The sequence below is a fragment of the Archangium sp. genome, from assembly GCF_036277355.1.
Lineage (GTDB): Bacteria > Myxococcota > Myxococcia > Myxococcales > Myxococcaceae > Archangium.
Window position 1 is genome coordinate 82,760 of record NZ_DASUNC010000105.1, and the last position, 26,643, is coordinate 109,402.

Sequence of the window (26,643 nt, forward strand, 5' to 3'; positions counted from 1 at the left end):
CCATGTCCGAGCTTGTCGAGCCGCTGCCCCACCCGCCTCCCGAAGCGCCGCCCCCGGCGCCCCTGCCAGAGCCGGAGGTCATCCTCCGCACCCGGGGCCTCACCCGCGCCTTCCTCGACGTGAAGGCGGTGAACGGGGTGGACCTGGAGCTGCGGCGGGGCGAGGTGTACGGCTTCCTCGGCCGCAACGGCGCGGGCAAGACGACCACGCTGCGGATGCTGATGGGCATCCTCCGTCCGGACTCGGGCGACATCGAGCTGATGGGCCAGAAGGTCCGCCGGGTGGGCGCGGCCCAGAAACAGCACCTCGGCTACGTGTCGCAGGAGCAGGTCTTCTACCCGTGGATGACGGCGCTCGAGCTGGGGCGCTTCGTCTCCGGCTTCTACCCGCACTGGGACGACGCGCGCTTCCAGCAGCTGCTCCACGTGCTGGACGTGCCGAAGGACCGCAAGTCCGCGCAGCTCTCCGGCGGCACGCGGATGAAGCTGGGACTGGCGCTCGCGCTCTCCCACCGCCCGCCGCTGCTCATCCTCGACGAGCCCACCGCCGGGTTGGATCCGGTCGCGCGGCGCGAGTTCCTCGACATCCTCCGCGACCAGGTCCGGCGCGAGGGGCAGACCGCGCTCTTCTCCTCGCACCTCGTTGGCGAGGTGGAGGAGGTGGCGCACCGCATCGGCATCCTCCACGAGGGCCGGCTGCGCTTCCAGGGCAGCCTCGACACGCTCCGCCAGTCCGTCCGGCGCGTGGGGGTGGAGAGCGCACCGGAGCCGCTCCCGCAGGGCCTGTCGCTCGTGAGGCGCGAGCGCCTGCCGGATGGGCGCCTGACGCTGGTGCTCTTCGGGACTCCCGGGGAGTGGGCCACCGCGCCCTTCGCTCCGGAGGCGGTGGAGACGCTGTCCCTGGAGAACATCTTCCTCGCCTACGCGCGGCGGTCGGACGAGTCATGAGCCGGGCCCTCCTCCTCAAGGAGTGGCGCGAGCACCGGATCGCGTGGCTCCTCCTCAACCTCCTCCTCGGGGCCGTGCTGTTCCTGCTGCTCGTGGCGCAGAAGGACATCGAGGACAAGGGCAGCCTGTTCGCGCTGCTCCAGGTGCCCGCCGTCTTCCTCTCCACCGTGGGCGCCCTCTTCGTGGGGCACCGGCTGGTGGTGCGCGAGTACGGCCAGCGGACCCAGCTCTTCCTCGAGGCGCTTCCGCTCTCGCGCCCGCGCATCCTCGCCACCAAGCTGGTGCTCGGGGCGGCCGTGCTGCTGCTCCCGCTCGCGGCGTTCCTCCTCTACCTGTGGAGCAGGGCCCGCGCCCACGAGGACGTCACCGCCCGCTTCCTCCTGCTGCTCTCCCTTCGCGCGGCCACCCCGGTGCTGCTGGGCTGGAGCTCCTTCGCGCTCGCCGGGCTGCTCGGCCGCTACCGCAACCCCCTCTACATCTTCCTGTTCCTCGCCGCCGTCACGCTGGACCAGCTCACCGAGTTCGAGCTCTTCGAGTCGGGGCCCTTCGCGCTGCTCGGCAATGACTTCGCCTTCGAGCGCCAGCGCATCCCCTGGGAGCACCTGCTGCCGTGCTGGGCCCTCATGGCGGGGGTGGTGGCGCTCTGCTTCGGGCTGGTCCTCTACCGGGATGGAACGCTGACCGAGCTGTTCTCCCAGAAGATGAGCCACCGGGAGAAGGTGTTCATCGCGTGCCTCGTCACCGGGTTCATGACGGCGAGCACCCTGCTCGGCAAGGCGAAGCACCGGGAGCCCTTCTCCCTGCGCGATGCGGAGCAGACGCGCGTGAAGGAGTCGGCCCTCCAGGTGGCTTCCGGGGTGGGCTTCCCACGGGAGCGGGCCCGGGCGCTGTCGGAGCGGCTCGCGCGGGAGCTGCTCGCGCTGAGCGACTACCTCGGGCTCGAGCGGCTTCCGGCCGTGGCGGTGCTGCCCATCCGCGAGCTCGACGCGGACGTGTTCCAGCGTGCGAAGCTCGAGAAGGCCGATGGCGTCGTGGTGCGGGCGAACCTCTCGGCTCCGGACTTCGATGAGCGGGCCTTCGAGGCCTTCCTCTTCCGCGAGGTGCTCATCCACCTCAGCGAGGGCGTGGTGCTGCGGGAGGAGCGGCAGTGGCTGCTCGATGGCTTCACCACGTGGTGGGCGCACCGGAGCGGGCAGGAGCAGCGGCTGCCGGCGAGGGCCGCGGTAGCCTCGCGGGAGGGCTTCGACGCCCGGAGCTGGTTGAGCACGCGCGAGCGCCTCGGGCCGTGCCTGTCGGGAGCGCTGGCGGCCCGGGGAATCCAGGCGCTGCACACGCGGCTCGGGGAGGCCTCCTTCCAGGCGCTGATGCGGCACACCCTGGCGCGGCCCCCCGGCACGGGCTTGTGGGGCTTCTGGACCGAGCCCCGGCTGGCCTCGCTGCTGCGTGAGCAGGGCGGATTCTCCGAGGAGGAATTGCTGCAACGCTGGTCCGAGGCCCTCCGTGAGGACCGCGAGGCCCACGCGAAGGAGCTGGAGTGGGTGGCGGGGATGACGCCCTCGTTGTCGCTGGTGGCGGAGTCGGAGGAGACCTTCCGGCTGGAGCACACGCTGCAGGCGGCTCGAGGCCAGACGCTTCCCACCCGGTACGCGCTGCTCCACCACAAGCTCGAGCCCTTCGAGAACGAGGTGGCCGCGCACGAGCTCTCCCGGCAGGACACGGTGCCCTCGGCGAGCGGGACGCGGCTTCCGCTGGGGCTCGCGCGAGGAGACCGGTGGCTCTTCGTGGTGCAGGTGGAGTCCGAGACGCTCGGGTGCCCCATCCGCCTGCTCGCGGAAAGGAAGGAGATCCGATGATCCGCCCGCTCGTGGCCAAGGAGGTGCGAGACCAGCGGCCGTTCCTGTGGCTCGCGCTCTTCTTCATCGCGCTCGACGTGGTGTCGGACCTGTGGACCGAGCCCCTGGGGTTCTCGCCCTACGCGGACACCTTCGACCGGTTCAGACCGGGCGGCGACCTGTCCATGATGACGTTCATCCTCGCCTTCGCGCTGGGCTGCGGCCTGCTGGTGCGCGAGCAGGATGACCGCACGCTGGAGTTCCTCGACGCGCTGCCCACGTCCCGCTGGACGCTCTTCTGGGTGAAGCTGCTCGTCGCGCTCGCCACCGTGCTGGTGTTCCCGCTGGGGACGATGCTGTGGATGATCTTCCACCAGCTCGTGTCCAGCACCTCGCTGGAGCCGGGCCTGCACCTGGACATGATGGCGGTGGCCGCCGTGCTGCGGGTGGCACAGGCCTTCACGGTGCTGGCGCTGGCCCTGGCGCTGGCGCCATTGCGGCGGCTGTGCTGGACGGTGCTGGCGGTGCTGATGCTGACCCAGTCGGTCCTCGAGGAGCGCGAGCCGTGGCTGGCCGTGCTCAACCCGCTCCGCTTCACGGCGCCGCGATTCGAGGGCACCACGTGGCGCTGGCCCGTGGAGGCCCTGCGCCTCCAGCTCTCGGTGGCCTGCGTGCTGCTAGGCCTGGCCCTGGCGCAGTTCCTCGGGTGGGGCGAGCGGCTCACCGCCGCCGTCCAGCGGCGGATGCAGGGCTCGTGGCTGGGGACGCTGGCCACGGTGGCCACCGTGGGCCTGTTCGTCTGGCTCTTCGGCCGGTGGTCCGCGAGCGACGACACGAAGCAGGACAGCGGTGACAAGGGCCCCCGGGTGGAGTTCCCCACCATGGCCACCGCGCAGGCGGCGACCGGGCATTACCAGTTCAGCTACCCCGCGAGCCTGCGCAAGCGGGCCGAGCCGCTGCTGGATGGAGCGGATGGCGTCTTCGAGAAGACGCGGACCTTCCTCGGAGTGGAGGCGGGAGACATCATCCGCGCGGACCTCAACGGGAGCGCGAGGCACACGTCGGGCACGGCCTACTGGAACACGCTGCGGATGAACCTCGCCGGGCTCTCGGATGCCGAGGAAGGGCTCGCGGTGCTCGGACACGAGACGACGCACGTGCTCGCCCAGCGCATCGCGGGGGTGGACGCGGCCCCGCGCCTGTCGGCCCTGAAGCTGCTCAGCGAGGGATTGGCCAGCTATGTGGAGTACCGGCTCTTCTACCCTCCCGGCGCGGAGGAGGAGTTCCAGCTCATCGCCGCGGCGGCGCGGGCGCGGCGGGAGGTGAAGACGGAGGAGCTGCTGGACTACGAGAAGCTCGCGGCCGAGCGGGACGAGAATCAGGTGTACCCGCTGGGCAGGGCCTTCATCGAGGTGCTGGTGCGGCGGCATGGGGACGGAGCCCCGGCGCGCGTCATCTCCGCGCTCGGGAGGAAGGACGCCCCCGAGGGACTGGAGGGCGCGCTGGCGTGGCAGGACGCGTTCCAGACGGCGGGCATCGACCTGTCGCAGGTGTTCGACGACTTCTTCGCGTACCTGGACGAGCAGGTGGAGCTGCGCCGCGAGGTCATCGACTCGCTGCCGCGCCCGCGAGGAGCCGTGGAGCGTGATTCAGGGCGGGTGGGCATCCGGGCCATCGTGGACGGACCGGTGCCCGATGACTGGGAGGTGGTCTGCCGCTTCCGTTCGAACGAGACGTCCAACCGCCACACGTTCGACGGGCCCTACCTCGGAACGGGCCCGCACTGGCGAACGCCGGCGAACATCTCGGAGGGCCGGCTCTGGTATCAGCTCGGGCTCAGGACTCCTCGGGGACAGGTGCTCTACGAGCCGTGGACGATGGTGCGGGTGGAGTGAGGTTCGCTTGAATACACGAGCCAAGGACTCAGAGCGCTAAACAAGAGTAAGGGCTGGGCCCTCCCGTCAGTGGGGGAACGCCCCTCAAATCTTATTGCAGCTCATTCGCGAAGGCGCACACCGTCTTGCCAATCCGCATACGGGTGGCATGGCCATCTGGGGTGGAGGATACCGCCAGCCCTCGCCTGGGAGAGGAACCTCGAAATGAACATCCGCTGGGAACCCTATGTCTGGAAGGAATCCCACCCTGCAGCGCCTGCTGAAATCGCGGAACTCGAAGCGGCCTGGGGCGTTCAGTTGCCCGAGGAGTACAAGCAGCTCGCGCCCCAGCACCAGGGCATGCGTCCCACCCCCAACGTTTTCGACATCGGGGAGAGTGACAATGCTTTCACCTGTCTGCTGACCCTTTCCCTGGAAGAGTCCAAGGAAGGGTATGCCATCCCCACCAGGTACAGCATCATCAAACCCTACGTACCATCGGGCATCTTCCCTTTCGGAATGACCCCGGGAGGAGAAAGCATCTGCTTTGACTATCGCGAAGTACCACCTGGGCAGCCCAGGATCGTCCTCGTCACGACGGAGATGGAGGTCTACCTCATCGCCAACAACTTCCGCGAATTCCTGACGGGGCTGCACGAGCTGCGCGATTGAGCAGCACGGACCGCACATGAAAACGGCGCGGGGGCCTCGTTGCCGCCCCCGCGCCGCCGGGAATTCCAACCCCTGTCTCGAGCGATTACCGCGTGATGCTCACCGCGGTGTCATCGAGGAAGAAGCTCGTGGCCAGCGACGAGTCCTCCGTGCCGTTGAAGTACACGCGGATGCTCTGGCCCTTGTACGCGCTCAGGTCCAACGTCTTCTGCACGTAGCCCGTCGACTTGTTCAGGTTGCTGTAGGTGGCCAGGGTCGCCAGCACCGTGCCCGCGCTGTTGCGCACCTGCACCGCCAGCTTGTCGTAGGCCGTGGTGGTGGTCGTCTCGGAGGTGGTGATCTTCACCCAGAAGCTCAGCGAGGCGCTGCACGCCGTGGAGGGGATGGTCACATCCTGGTACACGTACTCGGTGCGGGTGGTGCCGGCACCGCCCAGCCACGCCTTGTAGCTGCCCGTGAGCGCCGCGCTGCCCGACGTGGTGCCGTCGATGACGCCCGTGCTCGCCGTCCAGCTCACGTTGCCGCCCTCGAAGCCGGGGTTGGCCAGGAGCTGCTCGGAGAGGGAGCAGCTGCCCGTGCCGTTGCTCACGGTGACGGACACCGTGGACGAGCTGCCCACGTTGCCTGCGGCGTCATACGCCTTGGTGCTCAGCACGTACCCACCGTTGGCCACGCCCGTGGTGTTCCAGTCGAAGCTGTACGGGGCCGTGGTGTCGCTGCCGAGCAGGCTGCTGCCCAGGTAGAACTCCACCCGGCTCACGCCCACGTCGTCCGAGGCATTCGCGCTGACAGTGGTGGTGCCGCTCACCGTGGCGCCGCCCGCCGGAGCGGTGATGGAGGTGCTCGGCGCCGTGGTGTCCCCGCCGCCGCCACCCCCGGTGACGAACATGCTGTAGAGCAGCAGGTTCGGCGAGCCCGTTCCCGGGCTGGTCACCTTGTTCGGGGTGGCGTTGGTGGTGAGCGCCGACATCGTCTGGGCCGGGGTGGACGAGGGGTTGGCCTGCAGGTACAGGGCCGCCACGCCCGCCACGTGCGGCGAGGCCATGGACGTGCCGCTCATGGAGGTGCTGCCCGTGTCGCTGGAGTACGAGGCCGAGGTGATGCTCGAGCCCGGCCCGAAGATGTCCAGGCAGGTGCCGTAGTTGGAGAAGGACGAGCGCGCATCACTGCTCGTGGTGGAGCCCACGGTGAGCGCGTTGGGTGTGCGGGACGGCGAGTAGCTGCAGGCGTTGCCGCTGTCGTTGCCCGCGGCGACGGCCGTCACCACGCCCGCGGCGATCATCCGCTCCACCGCCTCATCCAGCGCCGGGGACGGGTCTCCACCGAGGCTCATGTTGGCCACGGCCGGCTTGACGTGGTTGGCCGCCACCCAGTCCACGCCTGCGATGACCTGGGCGTCGGAGCCGTAACCCGTGCAGTCCAGCACGCGCACCGGGTGCAGCGTCACCTTCTTCGCCACGCCCCAGGTGGTGCCGCCCACCGTCCCCGCCACGTGCGTGCCGTGGCCGTGGCAGTCCGACGCCGTGCCGCCCGCGGTGATGGAATCGAAGCCGTTGCCCACGCGCCCGGTGAACTGCGAGTGCGTCAGCCGCATGCCCGTGTCGAGGATGTACGCGTGCACGCCCGTGCCATCGAAGTTGTAGTTGTACGTCGAGTCACGCGGCAGGTTGCGCTGATCGATGCGATCGATGCCCCACGTCGCGCTCGTCTGCGTGGCCGACGCCGACACCACGCCGTTCTCCTCGACGTAGGCCACCCGCGGATCCTCCAGCAGCTCGCGCACCTGGGCCTCGGACATCTTCACCCAGAAGCCCTTGAGCGCCCGCTCGTACGTGTGCAGCACCTGGCCGCCACGCGCCGCCACCAGCTCGCGCGCCACGTCCGAGGAACCGCGCAGCGCCACGTCCTTCACGTCCTCGCGCAGCACGACGATGTACTCGCCCGGAATGGCCTTCGGCTTGCGCAGGAGCTGCGCCATCTGCCCCACCTCCTTCGACGGGAGGACTCCCTCCTCCTCGGGCAGCGGGCCACCGCAGGCGGCCACGCTCAGCAGGGAGCAGGTGAACAGCGCACGGCTCAGCTTCAGCTTCATGAACGGCCTCCGGGGGGGTCGAGGACTACGGGTGAAGAAAACGAGCCCAACCGGTGGAATTAGTCTTTCCCGGACCCACCGGTCAAGGCGGCTAATCTCGTTTTCTCCGATTCCGTCTCCCCGGAGGCCGTGCGGCTACTACTGACCCGGAGCCACGTTGGGCCCGAAGCCCAGGGCCAGGGTGGGCAGCACCTTCCACTCGGTCCACGCCGGGCGGGCGCCATGGGCACCTCGTAATGTCACCCGGAGCATCCACGAGGCCGCAGCCCGTGGCCAGCAGCAGCGCGCAGGTGAGCGCGCCTCTTCGATTCCACCTGGTTGCCGTCATGGGGGGCCCGAGTCGTACCACGAGCGCTCCCCCACCAGCCATGCAACCGCCGTGAAGCTCACGCGCCAACGGCGGTGGGACGCGCGGCGATCTCCCGCACGGGCTCGTCCACCTGCTGCCGGGCGGGGATGAAGGTCATGGCGCGCTCGGCCAACGCGGTGATGGTGAGCGAGGGATTCACCCCCGGGTTGGCGGAGATGGCCGAGCCGTCGATGACGTACAGGCCCTCGTAGCCGAAGAGGCGGTGCTGGGAGTCGATGGTGCCCGTCTGGGGCGAGTCCCCCATGCAGCAGCCGCCGAGGATGTGGGCCGTGGTGGGGATGCCCATCACCGACTCGGAGGCCAGCGTCATGGGCAGGCCGTCCAGCTTCTCGGCCACGCGGTGGGCCAGCTCGGTGGCCTCGGGGATGTGCGCGGTGGGCGCGGGGCCCTCCTGCAGGCCGGTGGTGAGGCCCTTCGTTCCGCCCGTGAAGAGCCCGCGCCCGCGCCGCATGCGCAGGTGTCCGTCCAGCGTGCGCATGTAGAGGAGGATCATCGACCGGCGGGCGAAGTCGCGGGTGAACCAGGAGCGGAACACCTTGAGCGGGTGGCGCAGGAAGAGGCCGGCCAGGTTCGCCATGCGCGACAGGGCGGTGGTGCCTCCGACGTGGGGCGCCATCAGCGAGCGGAAGAAGTCCGAGCCCGCCGCGTAGCGCACCGGCTCCAGGTGCGAGTGCGCGTCCGTGTGGAGGATGGAGCCGATGGCGATGCCCTTGGACAGGTCCTTGTCGTGGAAGCGCTTGCCGGCGATCACTCCGATGAGCGCCTCCGAGTTGGTCCGCACGCCATCGCCGAGCCGGTCCGACAGCCGGGGCAGTCCGTCCGGGTGGGCCTTGAGCTTGAGCAGCAGGTCCACCGTGCCCAGCACGCCGCCGGAGAAGATGACCTGGCGCGCGGTGAAGCGCCGCTTGCGGCGGGAGAAGCGCGAGGTGCCCTCGAGCGCCTCCACCTCGTAGCCGCCACCGGGCAGCGGGCGCACCCACGTCACCTCGGTGTCCGCGTGGAGTTGGAGGCCGCGCTTCTCGGCGAAGTAGAGGTAGTTCTTGTCCAGCGTGTTCTTGGCGTTGAAGCGGCAGCCCGTCATGCAGCCGCCGCACGCGTTGCAGCCGGTGCGCTCGGGGCCCTCGCCGCCGAAGTACGGGTCCGGCACCGTCACCCCGGGCTTGCCGAAGTAGACGGCCACCGTGGTGGACTGGAAGTCCTCGCGGCCCATGTCCTTGCCCACCTGCTGGATGATCTCGTCCGGCAGCGTGCGCAGCGGGTTCACCGTGGCCCCGAGCATCTTGCGCGCCATGGCGTAGTGCGGCGTCAGCTCCGTCTTCCAGTCCGCCAACGCCCCCCAGGAGCGCGCCTGGAAGAAGTCATCCTTCGGGATGGGCAGCGTGTTCGCGTACACCAGCGAGCCTCCGCCCACGCCCACGCCGGACAGCACCGTGACGTGGCGGAAGAACGTCATCTTGAACAGGCCCCGCCACCCGAGCTGCGGCATCCACAGCCACTTCTTCAGGTTCCAGTTCGTCTCGGGGAAGTCCTTGGCCCGCAGGCGCCGGCCCTTCTCCAACATCACCACCCGGTAGCCCTTCTCCGTCAGCCGCAGCGCGCTCACGCTGCCGCCAAAGCCCGAGCCGATGATGAGCCAGTCGCAGTCGAAATCCATCGTGTCCTCCCCCCCTACCGGGGATGGTTCACAGACTACCCGGGAGCGCGCTGGATGCGCTCATCTTCCCGCTCGGAGGGCAGGCACCCGGGCACGGGTGGGAACCCGGGGCCCGTGGCACCCTCACCCTGTCCCTCTCCCGAAGGGAGAGGGGAGATGGGGTCGGTGTTACTCCAGCGAGGTCTGTCCACCCTCGGAGGGCGTCAGTTTCTGGCGGGCCGTCTCCCGCCGCTTCGCTCGCACCTTGCCCGCGACGTTGAGCAGCAGCCGGTCCCTCTCCCAGCGCTCGCGCGTGGGCGCGGCCACCTGCTCCCAGAGCGTCCCCAGCCCGTCCACCCGTCTCCGGAGCAGGTCGATGGCTCCCGCCAGGGCCAGGTGCACCGCGGGTGACGCCGCGTCCGCCTGCGCCAGTCCCCGCATCGTCACCGCGAGCGCCAGCAGTTCCTCGCGCACCTCGTCCGGCCAGCCCGAGCGCCGCGCCACCTGCAGCAGCCACCCGAGCACCGCCGCGAACACGTGGCAGTCCTCCACCGTGCGGAACGGTTTGACGTAGCGCTCGTAACCATCGCCCGGCAGCACCTCCTCGGGCGCCACCGCCACGTCGTGCAGCCGCAGCTCCGCGTGGGGCACCTCGGGGACGAAGGGGGTCTCGGGCAGCTCGGTGACCGTCACCCCCGCGCGCCGGGAGTCGATTCGCACCAGCCGCAGCCGGTTGCGCCCTTGTGCGTCCTGTCCCTCGCTGGCCACCACCAGCAACTCGTCCGCCGCGGTGCCCAGGGTGACGAAGGCCTTGGTGCCCTCCAACCGCGGCTCGCCCTTGCCCGAATCCGTGAGCCGGGTCTGCATCGCCGCGGGGTGTCCGCCCCCGGCCTCGGTGACGCACAGCGCATAGCGATGCCGGGGCGGCAGCTGGGGCAACAAGGCGCGCAGGGCCGAGTGGTAGCCCGAGGCGAACGCGTAGCCCAGGCGATCCGCCGCGAAGCCCCCGGCGAACGCTACGTCCACGGGCAGGGAGAAGCGCGAGGACAGTTGAAGGTGCCGCGTCCACCAATCCCCGACGGAGCCGAGGGGTGCTGGCGTGGGGGGCTCGGAGAGGAGGAACCGCAGGAGCTCGTCCATCCGGCCACTCTAGACGAATCCCGGAGGCCGGGGACCTGCCGGACTCGAAGTCGAGCAACTGGTCCGATTGTCGGACCAGTTGGGGAAGCGCGCGCCCGGAAGGGGGGGCACCGGCTGCTGCCGCGCGTGGAGCTTGGCCACGAACTGCTTGCCCCTCCGAGAGGCCGCGCGCTTCTTCGTGTCCGTCGCGCGCTGTCCGGCCCCTCGCGTCCGCGTCAGTCCTTGAACTCGGTCCACACCGGCGCGTGGTCCGACGGCTGCTTCCCCTTGCGCGCGTCCCGATCCACTCCCGCCGCCACCAGCCGCTCCACCAGCGGCGCCGTCGCGAAGATGTGATCGATGCGCAGCCCCTGGTTCTTCGGGAACGCCAGCATCCGGTAGTCCCACCAGCTGAACTTCTGCTCCGTCGGGTACAGCTTGCGGAACGTGTCCGTCAGCCCGAACCCGCACAGGTGCTCGAGCGCCTTGCGCTCCTTGTCCGTGCAGAGCGTCTGCCCCTGCCACAGCGCCGGATCCCACACGTCGATGTCCGCCGGCGCCACGTTCCAGTCTCCGCACAGCACCAGCGGCTCGCCCGGCTTATGCCGTGTGTCCAGGTAGCGCCTCAGCCGCCCGTACCACTCCAGCTTGTACTCGTACTGCTCCGAGCCCACCGACTGCCCGTTCGGCGCGTACGCGCTCACCACCCGCACCCCGTTCACCGTCGCCGCGATCAGCCGCGCGTGCGTGTCGTCCACCCCGTCCGACAGGCCCTTCACCACATCCTGGGGCTCCGTCTTCGCCAGGATGGCCACCCCGTTGTACGTCTTCTGCCCGTGCACCGCGGCGTGGTAGCCCGCCTCCCGCACGGCCTCCATCGGGAACTCGGTGTCCTGACACTTCAGTTCCTGCAGGCACACCACGTCCGGTTGAGTGCTCTTCAGCCAATCCACCAGCCGGTCCAGCCGGGCGCGGACCGAATTCACGTTCCAGGCAGCGATCTTCATCCCGCCCAACGTCGCACGTCACTTTCCACCCCGCCACGGTTTTTCCCCTCCTCCCCACCGCGGCCCCCTCGTGGGTCCTGTAGCGCACTGTCGCACCGCGGCCCTCGGGCCCCGGGTTTCCCCGGTGTGGCCCACCGGCCGCACGGAGGCTGTCCGGGGAGCGGGGAGGCGTCCTCGGAGACCCTCACCCCCGCCCTCTGCCAGAGGGAGAGGGAGTCCGCGACACGGCTGGCACGGGCGTCGCAATGAGCTCCTCCCGACAAGGAGCCGCACCATGAGGAATACCGTCCTGTCCGCCTGCTTCGCCGCCCTCTCCCTCACCGCCTGCGACGTCAGCCAGCTGCGGCGGCCCCAGGGGCTGCTCCCGTCCACCGCCAACCGCCTCGACAACCGGGTGCTCCCCTCCCGCGAGCCCACCACCGAGGTCGCCTTCTCCACCCCGCCCTCGCTCCCCTCGCCGGGCGATGCCCTGCCCGAGACGGCCGGCCTCCCCCCGCCTCCCCAGATGCCGGACGAGCCCCTCTCGCGAGCCGAGGAGCTCGCCCCCGCAGAGCCCGCGGACTCCCTCTCGCTCCCGCACGAGCCGCACCTCTACCCCGTGGCCCACCTCGACCGCGCCCGCGCGCTGCGTGAGGAGGGTGACCTCTCCGGTGCCCTCACCGAGGCCCGCCGCGCCGTCCACGACGCCGGTGACGACGTCGACGCCGCCGAGCAGGCCCTCGATGCCCTCATCGAGCTCGCCCGCCTCTCGGGCCAGAAGCAGCTCGCCGCCGACGCGTACCGCGAGCTCGCCGTCCTCTTCCCCGACGGCCCCGAGCCCCTCGTCCAGCAGGCCCGTCTCCTCCTGGAGCTCGGCGACACCGAGGGCGCCTTCCGCGCCGCCGAGGCCGCGCTCGAGCTCGACCGCGAGTACCCCGAGGTCTACCAGGTGCTCGGCCGCATCCACCTCGCCGCCGGCCAGCTCACCGAGGCCATCATCCGGTTCAAACAGGCCGTGCACCTCGACCCGTACCACGGGTATGCCCTCAACAACCTCGGGCTCACCTACTTGCAGACCGGCCAGGACGCACTCGCCGTCGAGGCGCTCGCCCAGGCCGCCTGGCTGCTTCCCCAGGTGGGCTACGTCCACAACAACCTGGGGCTCGCCTACGAGCGGCTCGGCCGCTACGAGGAGGCGCGCATGGCCTTCGACACCGCCACGCGGCTGTCCCCGGGGGACCTCAAGGCCCGCCTCAACCTCCAGCGGTTGAATCGCGAGGCCCGCGCCTCCGTCGATGTCCAGGCGATCCTCGGGGGACGGACGTCCCCGGGGTGCCCGGAATAGTCAGGGGCCCCGCGTGTCTCGGGAGGCCCCCCGCCCGGTGGGCCTCCTGCCCATTCCGGTTCTCCGCCCGGCGGTTTAACGTCGCCCCCCCCTTTGTTGTCCCCGCGTCCCATGAACCCGGCCCGAGAGATGAGCTCCCAGCCCTCCCCCCTTCCTCCCGCCACGCCTCCGGCACCCCCGGCTCCTCCGGCCCGTCCCGGCCTGGGTGCCCGGTTGTGGCGATGGACGAAGCGGCTCCTCGTCCTCGGCGCCGTGGGCCTCGTGCTGCTCGCGCTCACCGTCCTGGGCGCCTACCTGTACTACAGCCGGGATCTCCCCTCGGTGGAGGCGCTGCGCAACTACAGCCTGCCCCAGGTCACCAAGGTCCGCTGCGCCGACGGCTCCATCTGCTCCGAGTTCTTCCAGCCGCAGGGACGCCGCACCGTGGTGGACGTCAAGGAGCTGCCGCCCCACGTGCGCAACGCCTTCCTCGCCGCCGAGGACGCCGACTTCTACAAGCACGAGGGCCTCGACATCTTCGGCATCATCCGCGCCGCGGTGAAGAACCTCATCCCCGGCAGCCGCAAGTCCGGTGCCTCCACCATCACGCAGCAGGTGGTGAAGAACATGCTGCTCACGCCCGAGCGCAGCCTCGCGCGCAAGATTCGCGAGTGGATCCTCACCCCGCGCGTGGAGCAGGCGCTCACCAAGGATCAGATCCTCGGCCTCTACATCAACCAGTCCTATTACGGGCAGGGGCGCGATGGCATCGAGGAGGCCGCGCTCTACTACTTCGGCAAGCAGGCCAGGTTCCTCACCGTGGGCGAGGCCGCGGTGCTCGCGGGCACGGTGCAGTCGCCCAACCGCATCAACCCGGAGAAGAACATCGTCAAGGCCAAGCAGCGCCAGCGCTACGTGCTGGGGCAGATGGCCGGGCAGGGCTTCGTCCCCAAGGAGACCGTGGACAAGGAGATGGACAAGCCCATCGTCCTCTCCCCGCGGCCTCCTCCCGAGGTGGGCTCGTACTACGCCGAGGAGATCCGCCGCACGCTGGTGGCGCGCTACGGCGGTGACGCCGTGCTCACCGGCGGCCTGCGCGTGGACATCGCCATGGATCCCAAGCTCCAGGTGATCGCCGACGACGCCGTGCGCAAGGGACTCGAGGCCGTGGATCGACGCCAGGGCTACCGCGGCCCCGTGGGCACGCTGGAGCCCGCGCGCTTCGAGCAGCTCAAGCCCCTCATCGCGAAGCAGATCGAGGAGGCGGGCCGGCGCCAGAAGGAAGGCGCCTACGTGGCCGACCTGGCCTCGCTCGCGCAGTCCCCCACCACGCCCCCGCCGCCCGAGCAGACGCCCGCGGTGGTCACCGAGACCGAGCAGGAGGAGGAGGCCCGGCTCTCCGCCGACGAGAAGCTCGCGCTCGCGGTGCAGCTGCAGCCCCTGAAGGAGGGCCTGAAGGTGCACGGCTTCGTCTCCCAGGTGGATGACACGGGCAAGAAGGCCCGCGTGGAGCTGGTGGGCCGCGCCGCGGAGATCACCTTCTCCACCGTCACCTGGGCGCGTTTCAAGGGCAAGGGCGCCCCTTCGAAGATGTCCGACGTGATGAAGCCCGGCGACATCGTCCGGGTGCGCATCACCCGCGCCACGCCCTCGCCCGCGCTGCTCGAGGCCACGTTGGATCAGGTGCCGCTCGTGCAGGGCGGCCTCGTCGTCATCAACCCGCGCAACCGCTACGTGGTGGCGCTGGTGGGCGGCTACGACTTCGCCGCCTCGCCCTTCAACCGCGCCACACAGGCCAGGCGCCAGCCCGGCTCGTCCTTCAAGCCCTTCCTCTACGGCGCCGCGCTCGGCAGCGGCCGCTTCACCCCCATCAGCACGGTGAACGACGCCCCCGAGGCCATCCGCGATCCGTACACCGGCAAGACGTGGAAGCCGCAGAACTACGACCGCTCCTTCGACGGCCCCATGACGCTGCGCCAGGCGCTCACCAGGTCCAAGAACACCGTGTCCGTGCGCCTCATCGAGGCGATTACCCCCGCCACGGCCATCGACTTCGCCCGCCGCGCGGGCATCCGCTCGGAGCTGCCGGAGAACCTCACCCTGGCGCTGGGCACCGGCGAGGTGACGCTGCTGGAGGCCGCCAACGCCTACGCCACCCTGCAGGCCAACGGCCGCTACGCCGAGCCGCTGATGATCCTCAAGGTGGCGGACGCGCGGGGCAAGGTACTCGAGGAGCACCAGCCGGCCTTCGAGGAGACGCTGCCCCCGGCGGTGGCCTACCTCACCACGTCGCTGATGCGCAGCGTGGTGGAGGAGGGCACGGCCCGCGCGGTGACGGAGCTCAACCGCCCCGCCGCCGGCAAGACGGGGACCGCCAACGAGAGCCGCGACACGTGGTTCTCCGGCTACACGGCCGACTGGGTGGCCAGCGCGTGGGTGGGCTTCGATGACCACTCGCCCCTGGGCAGCTCCGAGACGGGTGGCCGCGCCCCGCTCCCCATCTGGCTGGAGTTCATGCGCGCCGCCCACGAGGGCCTGCCCTCGCGCGAGTTCGAGATTCCCCCGGGCGTGGTGCAGGTGCGCATCGATCCCGTCACCGGACTGCTCGCGGGCAACTCCGTGCCCGGCCGGCTCGAGTCCTTCCTGGATGGCACCCAGCCCACCGCCGAGGCGCCCCCGCCCGGCCACGTCAGCCCGAGCGACTTCTTCCTCCAGGAAGGTAGCCGGGGGGGTTTGTGAGCCGGGCCCTCGCCGCCGCCCTCCTGTTGGCCGCGCTGCCCGCTCCGGCCGCCCAGACTCCCGCTCCGCCACCGGCCGCCACGACGGCCCCGGCCACGCCCGCCCTCGAGCGGCTCGCCCAGGCCGTGGCCACGGACGTGCGGGCGATGAAGCCCGAAGCCCCCGTGGCCCTCCACCTCTCCGGCGCTACCCCCGAGCTGCGGCGCGCCTTCGGAACGCTGCTCGCCTCGCGCCTCGCCTCCGCCGGGCTCGCTCCCTTTGTCCTGGAGATGCTGGAGGCCCCCTCGCCCGAGGCCGCCGAGACACTCGCCCGTGAGCAGGGCGCCCGGGCCCTCGTGCGTCTCAGCTTGAGCGTGGAGGCCGGCGAGCTGCGCGCCCGCGGCGATGCGTTCGGCACCTGGGTGAACTTCTGGTCCGGCCGCACCGCCCCCCGCGCGCCCTCGCCCGCCGCCGCCATCGCCCAGGCCGTGGAGGCGGATGCCGCGGCGCTCGCGCTCGCCGCCGTGGAGCCTCCGCGCACGCCCACTCCGGCCCCCGAGGAGCCGCGCCCCCTGCGCCTGCTGGGTGCCGTGCTCGCGCGCCTGCCCTCTCCGCCCGCCGCGCTCGCCGCGGGAGATCTCGACGGGGACGGCAAGGACGAGGTGGCCGTGCTCACCGCGCACGCCGTGCACGTCTTCACCGCCGAGGGGAGCCTCCTCGCGGAGCGCTCGCTGGACATGCTGCCCCCGGGCCCCGCCCCCACCCGCGAGCCCTTCGGGGCGCTCGCCGTGCTCTCCGGGCCACCGCGCCTCGCCGCCTGGTCCACCCGCTTCGCCCACGGCGAGGTGCTCACGCTGGAGAACGGCGCACTGCGGGGCGTGTCCCGAATCGAGGCCGTGCCGCTGGGCCCCGATGCGCGCGGCAGCTTCGTCCCGGGCCAGACGGCCTTCGCCCCCGAGGTGCGGCTCGGCACCGGCGAGCAGCGGCTGGCGGTGACGTCCCGCATCACCACCTTCAGCGCCGCCAACTCCCGTGTGCTCCTCGTCCACCCGGATGGCTCGGCCTCCTTCTTCTCCCAGCCCTCGGTGGCGCCCGTGCCGCTCTCCGGGCTCGGCGCCGGCAGCGCGCTCGGAGACCTGGACGGGGATGGGACGCCGGAGCTGCTCACCACCTCGCCCGAGCTCCAACCCTCGCCGGACGCCCTGCGCGTCTTCAAGACGAATGGGAGCGAGCCCACCGCCCATGAGCCCCTGTGGCAGGGCTCCCTGCCCTCCGGCCGCGCCCTGTCCGTGGTGACGGCCAACCTGGACGGGGACAAGCGCCGCGAGGTGGTGGTGGGCCTCACGAAGCCGGACGGCACCGGCGAGCTCTTCCTCCTGCGCCAGGGTGCGCCATGACGCTCCGCCACGCCCTCGCCAGCCTCCTCCTGCTCGGGGCCACGCCGTCGCTCGGCGCTGGCCGCATTCCGTACGGAGGCGAGCTGCGCGTCGCCCACACCGGCCCCGCCGAGCCCGGTGAGCCGGCCCTCGCCGACAGCCCCCTCGAGGCCACGCTGCTCGGGCTGCTCTCGCGGCCCGCCTGCCAGCTGGCCCCGGACGGGCACGCATCACCCGCGCTCGCTCGCGAGCTGTCGCGCCCCGCTCCGCAGGTGGTGCGCCTCACGCTGGCCTCGCCCGCGCAGGCCACCGCGCTCGCCCGGGCGTGGATCCGGCTCGCCGGCACCGAGGCCCCCTCGCCCTACCGCGCCCTGCTCTTCCCACTGCGCGGCGAGGGCCGGCTGCTCTCCCCCACCGGCGACACCCTGGAGCTTGCGCTCGGCTTCCCGTGGCCGGACATGGAGCGCGCGCTCTGCCACCCCGCGCTCGCTCCGCCGCGCTCCGTTCCCGCCGCGCTCGGCCCGTTCTCCGCCGTCGGTGCCAACACCGTGGAAGCGCGGCTCGCGTGGAGCCAGGGCCGGCCCTATCTGGACAGGGTGCGCCTGCAGGCCACCGATGAGCGGGGACTGTCGCGCCTGTGGTCGAACCAGGAGGCCCAGGTGGCGCTCGGCGTCCTGGCCGACGCGGGCACGCCCTCGGGCGCGGCGCTGTACGCCACGTACCTGGCCTGGTCTCCGAGGCGCGTGCCCCCGGACTTCCGGCAGGCGGTGGAGAGCGCCCTGGAGCGCGAGGATCTCACGCGCCTCTTCGTGCGCGGGCCGGCCGTGCCCATGCCGAACCTGCTTCCGCCCGCGCTGCTCCCGGTGTCCCCGGGTGCGCGCCCCACACCGCCGCCCACGGCCCAGGCCGGACGCAAGGTGACGCTCGTGTACGACGCGGGCAACGAGGACCAGCGCGCGGTGGCCGAGCGCCTCCAGGTGCGGCTGCACGACCGGGGCTACACCGTGGCCCTGGAGCCCCTGCCTCGCGCCGAGCTGCGCGCCCGCTGGGCCCGGGGCGAGTACGAGCTGATGCTGCACTCGCTGCTGCTGCCGCCCGTGCCCGGCCCGGCGCTGGCGGTGGTGCTGGACGCCGCGGGCCGGAAGGATCTGCTCGGGGTGGAGCTGCCACGCATCGGCGCCCTGCCCGACGCCGCGGCGCGAGACACGCGGGCGAGGGAGCGGGCCCTGGCGCTCGCCGCGTCGGTGCCGCTGCTGCCGCTGTACGCGCAGGGACTGGCACTGCGCGCGGCGCCGGAGGTGGGAGGCCTCGTCTTCGACGCCCAGGGGCTGCCCATGCTGGACGGGGCCTGGCTGCAACCGGCGGTGACGGGTGTCCCGGGAGCCCGGAGATGAGACTGAGGACGAGGCTGGCGCTCGCCTTCGCGCTGCTGGCGCTGGTGCCGCTGGCGGTGATGGTGCCCTTCACGCTGACGGAGCTGCGCACCACGCTGTCGCGAGGGCTGGACGCGCGCATGGAAGGCGCCACGGCCTCGGCGCAGGAGGCCGTCGAGCGAGCCGCCGCCAACGCGCGCCGGGCGGTGGAGGAGCTGGTGGAGAGCTCCGCCATGGAGGACCTGGCGCGCGAGGCCCGTGAATCGCCCGCCCGGGCCATCCGCGCGGACACGGCCCAACCGCTCATGAAGAGCCGGGGCCTGACGGTGCTGTCGCTCTTCGATCGCAAGGGCACCACGCTGTCCTCCGGGCACCTGCCGGCGCGCCGGGGAGATCCGGATCCCGCGCTCTTCGCGGTGACGAAGGAGAAGTCCCCCAAGCCGGTGCCGGTGAAGGTGGCGGTGCGAGGGGACCAGGGATTGCGCGAGGTGCCCGCGCTCGTCACTGCGAGGCCGGTGGACTACGGGGACTCGCGGCTGTGGGTGGTGGGCGGGGTGCTGCTGGACCAGGGGCTGGCGGCGCACCTGTCGAGGCTCACGGGGGCGGAGGTGGCGCTGCTGTCGGGGGACACGGTGGTGGCGAGGGCGGGGAGCGTGACGCCGCCCACGGTGGCGCGCGTGTTGCCACTGGGCGAGGCCGCCACGGTGCGGCTGGTGTTCAGCCGGGCGGCGGAGCGGGAGGCGACGGTGGGCGTGTTCCGCTCGTTCCTGTTGCTGGCCGGATTGGGGTTGAGCTTCGCGGTGCTGCTGGGGCTGCTGATGTCGAGGCGGATCACCCAGCCGGTGGAGGCACTGACGTCGGGAGCGAGGCGCGTGGGCGAGGGGGCGTGGGACGTGCAGGTGCAGGTGAAGGCCACGGGCGAGGTGGGCGAGCTGGTGAAGACGTTCAACCACATGACGACGGAGCTGCGCTCGACGACGGAGCGGCTGGTGGCCACGGAGCGGGTGGCGGCATGGCAGGAGGTGGCGAGGCGGCTGGCGCATGAGATCAAGAATCCGCTGACGCCGATCCGGATGTCGCTGGAGACGCTGATGGCGGTGCAGGACGCGCGGGACGCGCGCTTCCCGGCGCTGTTCCGGGAGAGCGCGGGCGTCATCCTGGAAGAGGTGGACCGGCTGAAGCGGATCGTCGACGAGTTCAGCCGGTTCGCACGGTTGCCCAAGCCGCAGTTGGAGCCGGTGGACCTGGGCGAGCTGGCGCAGAGCGTGTTGTCGCTCTACGCGTCACCCCCGGAGGGAATCAGCATCCACTCGGAGGTGCAGCCGGGGGTGGTGGCGAAGGCGGACCGGGATCAGCTGACGCAGGTGCTGGTGAACCTGGTGAAGAACGCCGAGGAGGCGATGGCGAAGGGAGGCGGAGCGCTGCACGTACGGGTGCGAGGCAGCGAGCAAGAGGCGGTGGTGGAGGTGCAGGACAGCGGCCCGGGGATTCCGCCCGAGCACAGAGCGCGCATCTTCGAGCCCTACTTCACGACGAAGGAGGGCGGCACGGGCCTGGGACTGGCAATTGCGGCGAGGATCCTCCAGGAGCACGGCGGCAAGCTGGACGTGGGCGGCGAGCCCGGCCAGGGCGCCTGCTTCACCTTGTCGCTGCCGCGCGAGCGCTGACGACGCCGCAGAAACCAAGGTGTAAGGGGTGCCTGCCGCATTTTCTCCGCCCAGATGAGTTCCTAATAGATTTCGGCTTGCCACATCACCTAAGACGTTGGCACAATCTACCCACCTTTTAGGTAATTACCTCGGAAGCGGGCTCACACTGTGCGGCAGAAGCACGGCTCAAGAAGCACTTTCAAGCATGTAGCGCTCTACTCCTGCCAAGCAGGGCTCTATAGTCCGCGCGGAAATCGGGAGTTCAGGTCCGTTTGTGAGATGGGACGACTGACACTCAGGGAGGAAGCGTGCGGAGAGGTATAAATGAACCAGCAGTGATCAGCCTCTTTACTGGTGCTGGAGGTCTCGACTACGGATTCGAGGCCGCCGGCTTTCGGACCGCGATTGCGGTAGAGATGGATGCTGACTGTTGCCGGACGCTGAAGGCCAATCGAAAGGACTGGCCTCTCATGGAGAACGATCTCACTAAGGTATCCACGGACAAGATCCTGGAAAAGGCAGGCCTTGAGAAGGGGCAAGCGGCACTCGTGATTGGTGGGCCGCCTTGCCAGCCTTTCAGTAAAGCTGGTTATTGGAAGCGACAGGACACACTTCGTCTGGCAGACCCAAGAGCTAATACCCTGGAGCATTTCCTCCGCGTAGTAGAAGAAGCACAACCTCAAGCCGTGTTGCTTGAGAACGTTGTAGGGCTCGGATACCGCGGCAAGGACGAAGGCCTGCAAATGCTGCTCAAGGAGTTCGAGCGCATCAACCATCGGACAGGCAGCAATTACATACCGAAGTATAAAATCCTTAACGCCGCGGATTTTGGTGTGCCTCAAATCCGAGAAAGACTTTTTGTGATTGCAGCGAGAGATGGGCGCGCCTTCACGTTCCCATCACCCACCCATGCAAGTTCGCCTCCCCCAGACTCCGCATTGGAAAAGTACCGTACTGCGTGGGATGCAATTGGAGATCTTAAAAACGACACCTCGCCTGAACTCAAGGTAAAGGGCAAGTGGGCGGACCTGCTGCCCTCAGTTCCGGAGGGGAGCAATTACCTGCACCACACTCCAGAGGGCGAAGGAGAGCCGCTATTCGGATGGAGATGCCGGTACTGGAGTTTCCTACTGAAGCTTTCTAAGCAGCTTCCTTCATGGACGATTCCCGCACAACCAGGGCCTGCTTCCGGCCCATTCCACTGGAAGAACCGCCGGCTCAGTATGCGGGAACTCTGTCGGCTTCAAACGTTTCCCAACGAAGTGAATATTCTAGGAAGCATAAACACCATCCAGCGACAAGTCGGCAACGCAGTACCCTCGCTCTTGGCTGAAGTACTCGCGAGAGCTATTCGAACGCAGTTGCTAGACCTACCTGATATTGAACACCCCCCAAGGCTACGCCTATCCCAAAGATTCGACGTGCCGCGTAAAGAGCGGGCTCGCAAAGTTCCTGCGGCCTACTACAAATACAAGGGGAAACACGAGGCACACCCCGGAGAGGGGAAAGGGCCCGGAGCACGCGCACTCTCAGGCACAAATTCCGATCACCCAACCATTTAACCATCATAATACATGCAATGAGCACGCCTGCTCATGGGGACTTCGCTCAGCTGGTATACTCCTCGCTGAGTATCGCGGCTGCACCACGTCTGCTAAGAAGGATGTTCGCTGGTAGCCACGCCGCTCCGAGTTCATCTAGCGGGTGTACGCAATACTGATCACGAGCCACGTACGCACAAGTCGGACAGCCATCTGCACACCCCTGAGCACAGCCAAGTGTCAAGTCACGCGCAGCTTCAACGAGCTGCACGAGGCCTGCGCCTCCATTAACGAGTTGGATGACGCCTCCACGCCCAACTGAACTCTTCTCGAACAGCACCACCGTAGCAGTTGCTGGGAAAAGGCGCGCACCGAGTGTTTCACTTCCAATCTGACGCATTGCTGCGTTAAGGAGGGCATGCTCTACCGCATGCAGTGCCCGGTAAGCGCGAATTGATTGTCCCTCTGTAGTCAAGAGATCGCGTACTTCTCGACTGGAGATAGATGCCGACTCTTGCGCGAGCACATCCTCCAGCGTGCTCGTCGAATCGAGACCAAGGCGTTCCAGGACACGCACAGGATCGAATTGCAGCACAAGGGCACTGCCAATGGTCGAGTGAGAGAAGGCTCGGAAGCGAGAGTAGCCCTCCGGATCACCAAAAAGAGTAGCGAGACGCTCATCGGGCGCGACCCGCGACTGAGGATGTGCGGCAGCATTGCCCGGTTTATACCCGTATGCCACAGTCACAGCTGACACTCCACCGACCAAGAATGCACGCGCAATACAAGCGTTACGTAACGTGGCGAGTGCCTCATTATCGAGGGAATCTGCGGGCGCCTGTTCCCTGTCTGCTATGTCAACCAGAAATGCATCTGACATACGACGTGTAACCGCTTCACGAGCAGCAGCGTGGAGCGTTACTGGGTCAACCGGACGATTGTTGACGTACATTTCCTGGTGTACCAACGATTGCAAAGCATTGGGCGCGCTCGCAGGCACTGCGTTCATAAAGATGACGCTCCCTTGGGCATCCCCGGCAGATGGCAGAGCGCAACGCAGGCAGCGCTGCTGTAGTACGATTTGATAGCCACAACGTGCGGTGCAGCGCCATTCCCATTGTGCGACCTGGTTGGTCCCGTGCTTCTCAAGATGCACGTGCCCGCGCCCGCAGTCTGGACACACAGTCGCTGCACCGAGGGCATGTTCGGCCATCCCAGGGCGTCGCATGTCACCACGCCGTTCAAGTGGTGGAACTAGTTCACGCATGTCGCCGCATCGGCCACAAACGAAGATAATAGGCTCAACGCGCAGCATGCTCTGTCGGCAACATGGGCATCCGAGAGTAGAAGGCACATTGCTCGGATCCAGCAGGAAAAAATGCCCACAGCGCTGACAATGAACAGTCCTTGGAAAGACTCGCGTTCGAACGATCGCGTCCTCATCAACCTCAATCAAGCTGATGTCTCCCTCAGCAGGGAGCTGCGGCTGAGAAGGCGTACTATTGTCCGTCCCACCAGTGCTCTCTGCGCTGGGATTTTCTAAAAACGCATCAAACCCATCAGGGAGCACAAAATCAGGCTCAGGTTGGGGCAGAGCCCCTACGGCGGCGCTGCTGCCAGCAGCGTTCCTGCGTAAAACACGGCGCGCTGCGAGATCCGTGTCATGCTGATATCGACGTTGCAGCTCAACCAAGATGCGCCGCGCCAGAGAGCGGCGCACCAATCCACTCAGAGGATCTTCACGATCACCACGAGAGGAAACGATCGTCCGCACACGCGTTATCTGGCCATGCACAAAGCGCACTGCATCTGGAAATGCTTGATATAGAACCTGCAAGGGAGAAATACTTTGAGGTCGAGACATGGTTTTACTCAGTGAAAGCGTTCAGAATACCAATGTTCAATTGGAGACCAGCGTATCATCGCCAAGCTCGTCTTCTGGCTGTCCCCCCTCAGGTGCGCGAAGACGAGCAAGCAGCGCATCGTCAGCACACGTCACTCGGACCACGTTTCCTGGACGCCCACGAAGACTCCGTATCAGCCAATCGGATGTCGGCGCAGTCATGATGGCAGAAAGAAAGGCGTTCTGTTGAGACAGCTGGTCCATCAACGCGCGGAATCGCGTATCAACGAGGTCACGAGTATCCGCAAGCAACTGAGGGTCATCGCAGAGCAACCCAGCAAGCCCACCACGTATCTGCGCATCCCTGCCGCCAAGTGCATCGCGGACCCCAATCGCATTTGGCCAGCGAGGTCGCTGGGGACGGAAACAAAGGCCCACAAGAGTGGCCTTCACGATATTTCCGAACATTTCACCGGCACAGAACAGATTCGTACTCTTAACCGGTAGCACGTCGTAATAGCCGCTCACATCAGAGAGCACTGCGTGAAAGTGACGGTACACATACGCATCACGAGGATTGAACGGCTGGAGGATCACATGCACGTGACCACTTGAGCGCAGTCCGCGCCCCGTCCGTCCGGCAGTTTGCACGAATTCAGTGAAGCTCTGCGTCATCCCGAGCATGACCATGTGGTTTAACCCGTGGATATCGACACCCAGACTAATTACGAGATTCGCTAGCAGGATGTCGATTTCACCTTGCAGTGCTCGCGTCAGAATGTTGCTGATCTGGTCCTTCGGAGCCTCTCCGCTCAAGAACTCGACTCTCAGGTCATCTCCCACAGTGTTGCGGTACATGTCACGCAAAGCACGCCGCATGTCCGCGCCTTCCTGCTTTTTGAAGAGATAACCGAGGAGAAAACGCCAATCCTGAGAATGTGGCGTCATCGATGCTAGCCGTGGTTCAAGGTCGGCTCGCTGGCCGTGCAGGTGCTCGTAAGCATTCAGGATGGATTGGATGAATGCCCGTTTAGAGGAAGTACGCGTTGGTAAAGTAACGAGCACTCGATGGCGGACTGATGGATTGACGATTTGGAAATAATCGTGCGCCTGTCCCTCTGCTGGAATCAAAAGAATTTCACCAACTGACTGACGCCGTCTCGTGAGCGCTTCGATAAGCTCCGTCTCGTTGGATATAGTTGCAGTCGCCGTCTCAAATCGAATACCAACACCATTTTGACCGCCCTCTCGCCGCTGAGAGAGGAATACTTGTAGCGCCTGAAGGCTGGCCAGGAACATTGACAGGTAGGTTGCAGTCACACCATAAAGACTGTGCACCTCATCGAAGCCCATGTACCGAATGGGACGAACCTCTATCGGCCCTCGTGTAGTCCCAGGACAACCAGCGTTCCTATGAAACTGCTGGCAGCGCATCGCATCCGGTTTGAGTTGCAGATGGACATCTGGGCATGCACGCCCACACAAAGTACAGCGGCGCACCGGCGCGCCAAAAAGCCCTATGCGATAAGTTTCGTGCTTCTGGACAGTGGCCTCGTAGAGCAACTTGTCGGGTGTTGCAATTACAATGTCGGGCAGAAATGGCTCGACTTCAAACGTCGTGAACATGTAGTCCACGCGGTGTCCACATGCAGAACATGCTGGCAAAATGCGTCCTACACTTGCGCCAGTGCCAATCACTGCTGTTAGCGGCGCATGGTTATTACATGCGGGGCACCGCCCGAAGTGATGCATTGGTTCGCCTTCATCTGGTGCGAGCAACACACGATAAAGCGGGTCACTTGTCCCCATGAGAAGCCCCCCTGTCGCGGTCGCTGTAGACTCGTGAGTGCGGAGGGCGTACACAAATGCGGTGAGTCGCCGGAACATGTCCTCGTTCAAAAGGCGTGTCGGGAAAACAAGAACGGCGCTTCCCGGCTCTTGAGGGCAAAGCGCTGAGACCGCGGCGTTCACGAGGAAAACGACCGTCTTCCCTGCACTAGTTGGTGCGCGAACAACCGTGACAGGACGGTGCGCCCCGCTAGCAACAAACTTGAGATTTGCCTGGATGGCGTCCCATTGGAACCGGTGTAGTCGAGTGAAGCCGAACGCCGAACCAGCAGCCCTCAACACGGCTTGAATGACAGTCCAGCGATTCGTGACAAGCGCACGAACCTCTTCGGTTGGTATGTTTATCTCTGCAAGTAAAGACGCAGGCGAAGTGGTCAACGCCGCCAGTTCTGGTCCTGGGGCAGGCATTTCACGGGGCGTATCAAATACGCCGAACGTCGTAAGAACAACGGTGTTGGGCTCGGCAGGTGATCGGGTAGCAATACACCCCGACTGGCGTACAGCGTAGAGCCGCCGGGTAGACTCCAGCCGTCGAGCATCCTCGTCGGCTAGCGAAATCAATCCCGCCTTAGCTTCCGCATATTGTTGTGGCGGGAAGTCTGGCATGCCACCCAGCGTGGTTACGAGCAAGTGCGGCATGAGGAGCGCTCCCAACATCGGGGCGCTTGCGCGGTCATCCTCTCGCTCAGGGGTAACATTGCGAAGGCTCACAGTCACGAGTACCCGGTTTGCGCGTTGACGCACCCATGAGACGCGAAGCTGAACTGCCGCCTCCCGCGTCTCAGCCCAGAGATAGAGTGGCTGTGCTCTCCGAGTGTCGCGCACCATGGGCCGCCCGATGAATGAATCACCTTCGCCCCGGCTTGCCAGAATGGTCCCGTGTTCATCCACGGTCCCGTAAACCAAGTCAAGGGCAGGGCTATTGAGTCGCCGCTCGACCTCTCCAGTTTGTCGATCAAAGCCGACGACCACATCGTGAAACACTTCGCGGAGCGGGCCCGCGACGGCACGCAGGCGGTCACCGTCTGGCTCACCGAGTTCATGGTCCGTACCCCCAATGCGGAAACGCTTAAATTCTTGGGGTATCGAGCGGTTTGGGTTTACGACCTTCTCTCGACCTCGTTCACCGATCTTCAGCTCTGACCCCTGACCCCAACGCGCCACAACTCGCACGCCAAGCAGTCCTCCAGTGTCATCAACATCGAGCGGGAAAGTGACGCTCATTGCAGAGGGGCCACCTACTCGCTCGGATTGCTCGACATACTGAGGAACAAGAGCGTGCGCAGCAAGACACGCATCTATCGGCGCGCCTTGCTGGTAGGCGAGATCGAGTACTTCTGCCGCGGTAATCTCATCAAGAGTGCGGGCATCAGGACCAATCGGCGTGATGCGCTCAAGAAGAGCACGCACCCATGTATCAAGCACTGCACGAGCATCAGAGAGTTG

The 26,643-nt window shown here is 67.6% G+C and carries 16 protein-coding genes and 1 pseudogene; 11 read left to right on the plus strand and 6 right to left on the minus strand.

Annotated elements, in window-relative coordinates; translation table 11 throughout:
* Nucleotides 1–2: 2 nt before the first annotated feature.
* The 4 genes from VFZ09_RS27695 (at nucleotide 3) to VFZ09_RS27710 (ending at nucleotide 5,325) form a co-directional block, all read left to right on the plus strand.
* A complete protein-coding gene (locus VFZ09_RS27695) occupies nucleotides 3–947 on the plus strand; it encodes an ABC transporter ATP-binding protein (protein ID WP_329730687.1) in 945 nt (314 codons plus the stop codon).
* Nucleotides 944–2,800, plus strand: a complete 1,857-nt coding sequence (locus tag VFZ09_RS27700) for a hypothetical protein (protein ID WP_329730688.1) — start codon at nucleotides 944–946, stop codon at nucleotides 2,798–2,800. The genes VFZ09_RS27695 and VFZ09_RS27700 overlap by 4 nt, the downstream gene beginning before the upstream one ends.
* A complete protein-coding gene (locus VFZ09_RS27705; protein ID WP_329730689.1) occupies nucleotides 2,797–4,674 on the plus strand; it encodes an ABC transporter permease subunit in 1,878 nt (625 codons plus the stop codon). Before VFZ09_RS27700 ends, VFZ09_RS27705 begins: the two co-directional genes overlap by 4 nt.
* 204 nt (nucleotides 4,675–4,878) lie before the next feature.
* A complete protein-coding gene (locus tag VFZ09_RS27710; protein WP_329730690.1) occupies nucleotides 4,879–5,325 on the plus strand; it encodes an SMI1/KNR4 family protein in 447 nt (148 codons plus the stop codon).
* Between the two features lie 85 nt (nucleotides 5,326–5,410).
* On the opposite strand, the gene VFZ09_RS27715 is transcribed toward VFZ09_RS27710, so the two are convergent.
* From VFZ09_RS27715 to xth, 4 genes are all read right to left on the minus strand, one after another.
* Nucleotides 5,411–7,417: a S8 family serine peptidase gene (locus tag VFZ09_RS27715; RefSeq protein WP_329730691.1), complete on the minus strand. Its 2,007-nt coding sequence runs from the start codon at nucleotides 7,415–7,417 to the stop codon at nucleotides 5,411–5,413.
* Nucleotides 7,418–7,803: 386 nt separating this feature from the next.
* On the minus strand, nucleotides 7,804–9,441 hold the full coding sequence (locus VFZ09_RS27720) for a GMC family oxidoreductase (protein WP_329730692.1): 1,638 nt from the start codon (nucleotides 9,439–9,441) through the stop codon (nucleotides 7,804–7,806).
* 168 nt (nucleotides 9,442–9,609) lie between these two features.
* On the minus strand, nucleotides 9,610–10,560 hold the full coding sequence (locus tag VFZ09_RS27725; protein WP_329730693.1) for an acyl-CoA dehydrogenase family protein: 951 nt from the start codon (nucleotides 10,558–10,560) through the stop codon (nucleotides 9,610–9,612).
* A 215-nt stretch (nucleotides 10,561–10,775) separates the two neighbouring features.
* Nucleotides 10,776–11,546, minus strand: a complete 771-nt coding sequence (gene xth, locus VFZ09_RS27730) for an exodeoxyribonuclease III (RefSeq protein WP_329730694.1) — start codon at nucleotides 11,544–11,546, stop codon at nucleotides 10,776–10,778.
* A 274-nt stretch (nucleotides 11,547–11,820) separates the two neighbouring features.
* On the opposite strand from xth, the gene VFZ09_RS27735 reads away from it, so the two are divergent.
* From VFZ09_RS27735 to VFZ09_RS27760, 6 genes are all read left to right on the plus strand, one after another.
* Nucleotides 11,821–12,870, plus strand: a complete 1,050-nt coding sequence (locus VFZ09_RS27735) for a tetratricopeptide repeat protein (RefSeq protein ID WP_329730695.1) — start codon at nucleotides 11,821–11,823, stop codon at nucleotides 12,868–12,870.
* 129 nt (nucleotides 12,871–12,999) lie between these two features.
* Complete coding sequence (locus VFZ09_RS27740) at nucleotides 13,000–15,588, plus strand: PBP1A family penicillin-binding protein (protein ID WP_329730696.1); 2,589 nt, start codon at nucleotides 13,000–13,002, stop codon at nucleotides 15,586–15,588.
* The gene (locus tag VFZ09_RS27745; RefSeq protein WP_329730697.1) at nucleotides 15,585–16,964 is read left to right on the plus strand and encodes a VCBS repeat-containing protein; all 1,380 of its coding nucleotides are present in this window, start codon (nucleotides 15,585–15,587) and stop codon (nucleotides 16,962–16,964) included. The genes VFZ09_RS27740 and VFZ09_RS27745 overlap by 4 nt, the downstream gene beginning before the upstream one ends.
* Nucleotides 16,961–18,337 carry a peptide ABC transporter substrate-binding protein gene (locus VFZ09_RS27750; protein ID WP_329730698.1) on the plus strand — a complete coding sequence of 459 codons (1,377 nt, stop codon included), beginning with the start codon at nucleotides 16,961–16,963 and terminating at the stop codon, nucleotides 18,335–18,337. The genes VFZ09_RS27745 and VFZ09_RS27750 overlap by 4 nt, the downstream gene beginning before the upstream one ends.
* Nucleotides 18,334–19,983: a sensor histidine kinase gene (locus VFZ09_RS27755; RefSeq protein ID WP_329730699.1), complete on the plus strand. Its 1,650-nt coding sequence runs from the start codon at nucleotides 18,334–18,336 to the stop codon at nucleotides 19,981–19,983. The genes VFZ09_RS27750 and VFZ09_RS27755 overlap by 4 nt, the downstream gene beginning before the upstream one ends.
* A 317-nt stretch (nucleotides 19,984–20,300) precedes the next feature.
* Entirely contained in the window at nucleotides 20,301–21,527 is a 1,227-nt protein-coding gene (locus VFZ09_RS27760) for a DNA cytosine methyltransferase (protein WP_329730700.1), read from the plus strand.
* A 1,879-nt stretch (nucleotides 21,528–23,406) separates the two neighbouring features.
* Here VFZ09_RS27760 and VFZ09_RS27765 read toward each other — a convergent pair.
* Together VFZ09_RS27765 and VFZ09_RS51730 are read right to left on the minus strand one after the other, a co-directional pair.
* The gene (locus VFZ09_RS27765; protein WP_329730736.1) at nucleotides 23,407–24,975 is read right to left on the minus strand and encodes a helicase-related protein; all 1,569 of its coding nucleotides are present in this window, start codon (nucleotides 24,973–24,975) and stop codon (nucleotides 23,407–23,409) included.
* Nucleotides 24,976–25,212: 237 nt separating this feature from the next.
* Nucleotides 25,213–26,025 (minus strand): annotated as a pseudogene (locus VFZ09_RS51730) (DEAD/DEAH box helicase); the annotation flags it as partial.
* Nucleotides 26,026–26,076: 51 nt separating this feature from the next.
* Here VFZ09_RS51730 and VFZ09_RS27770 point away from each other — a divergent pair.
* Complete coding sequence (locus tag VFZ09_RS27770) at nucleotides 26,077–26,340, plus strand: hypothetical protein (RefSeq protein ID WP_329730701.1); 264 nt, start codon at nucleotides 26,077–26,079, stop codon at nucleotides 26,338–26,340.
* Nucleotides 26,341–26,643: the final 303 nt, after the last annotated feature.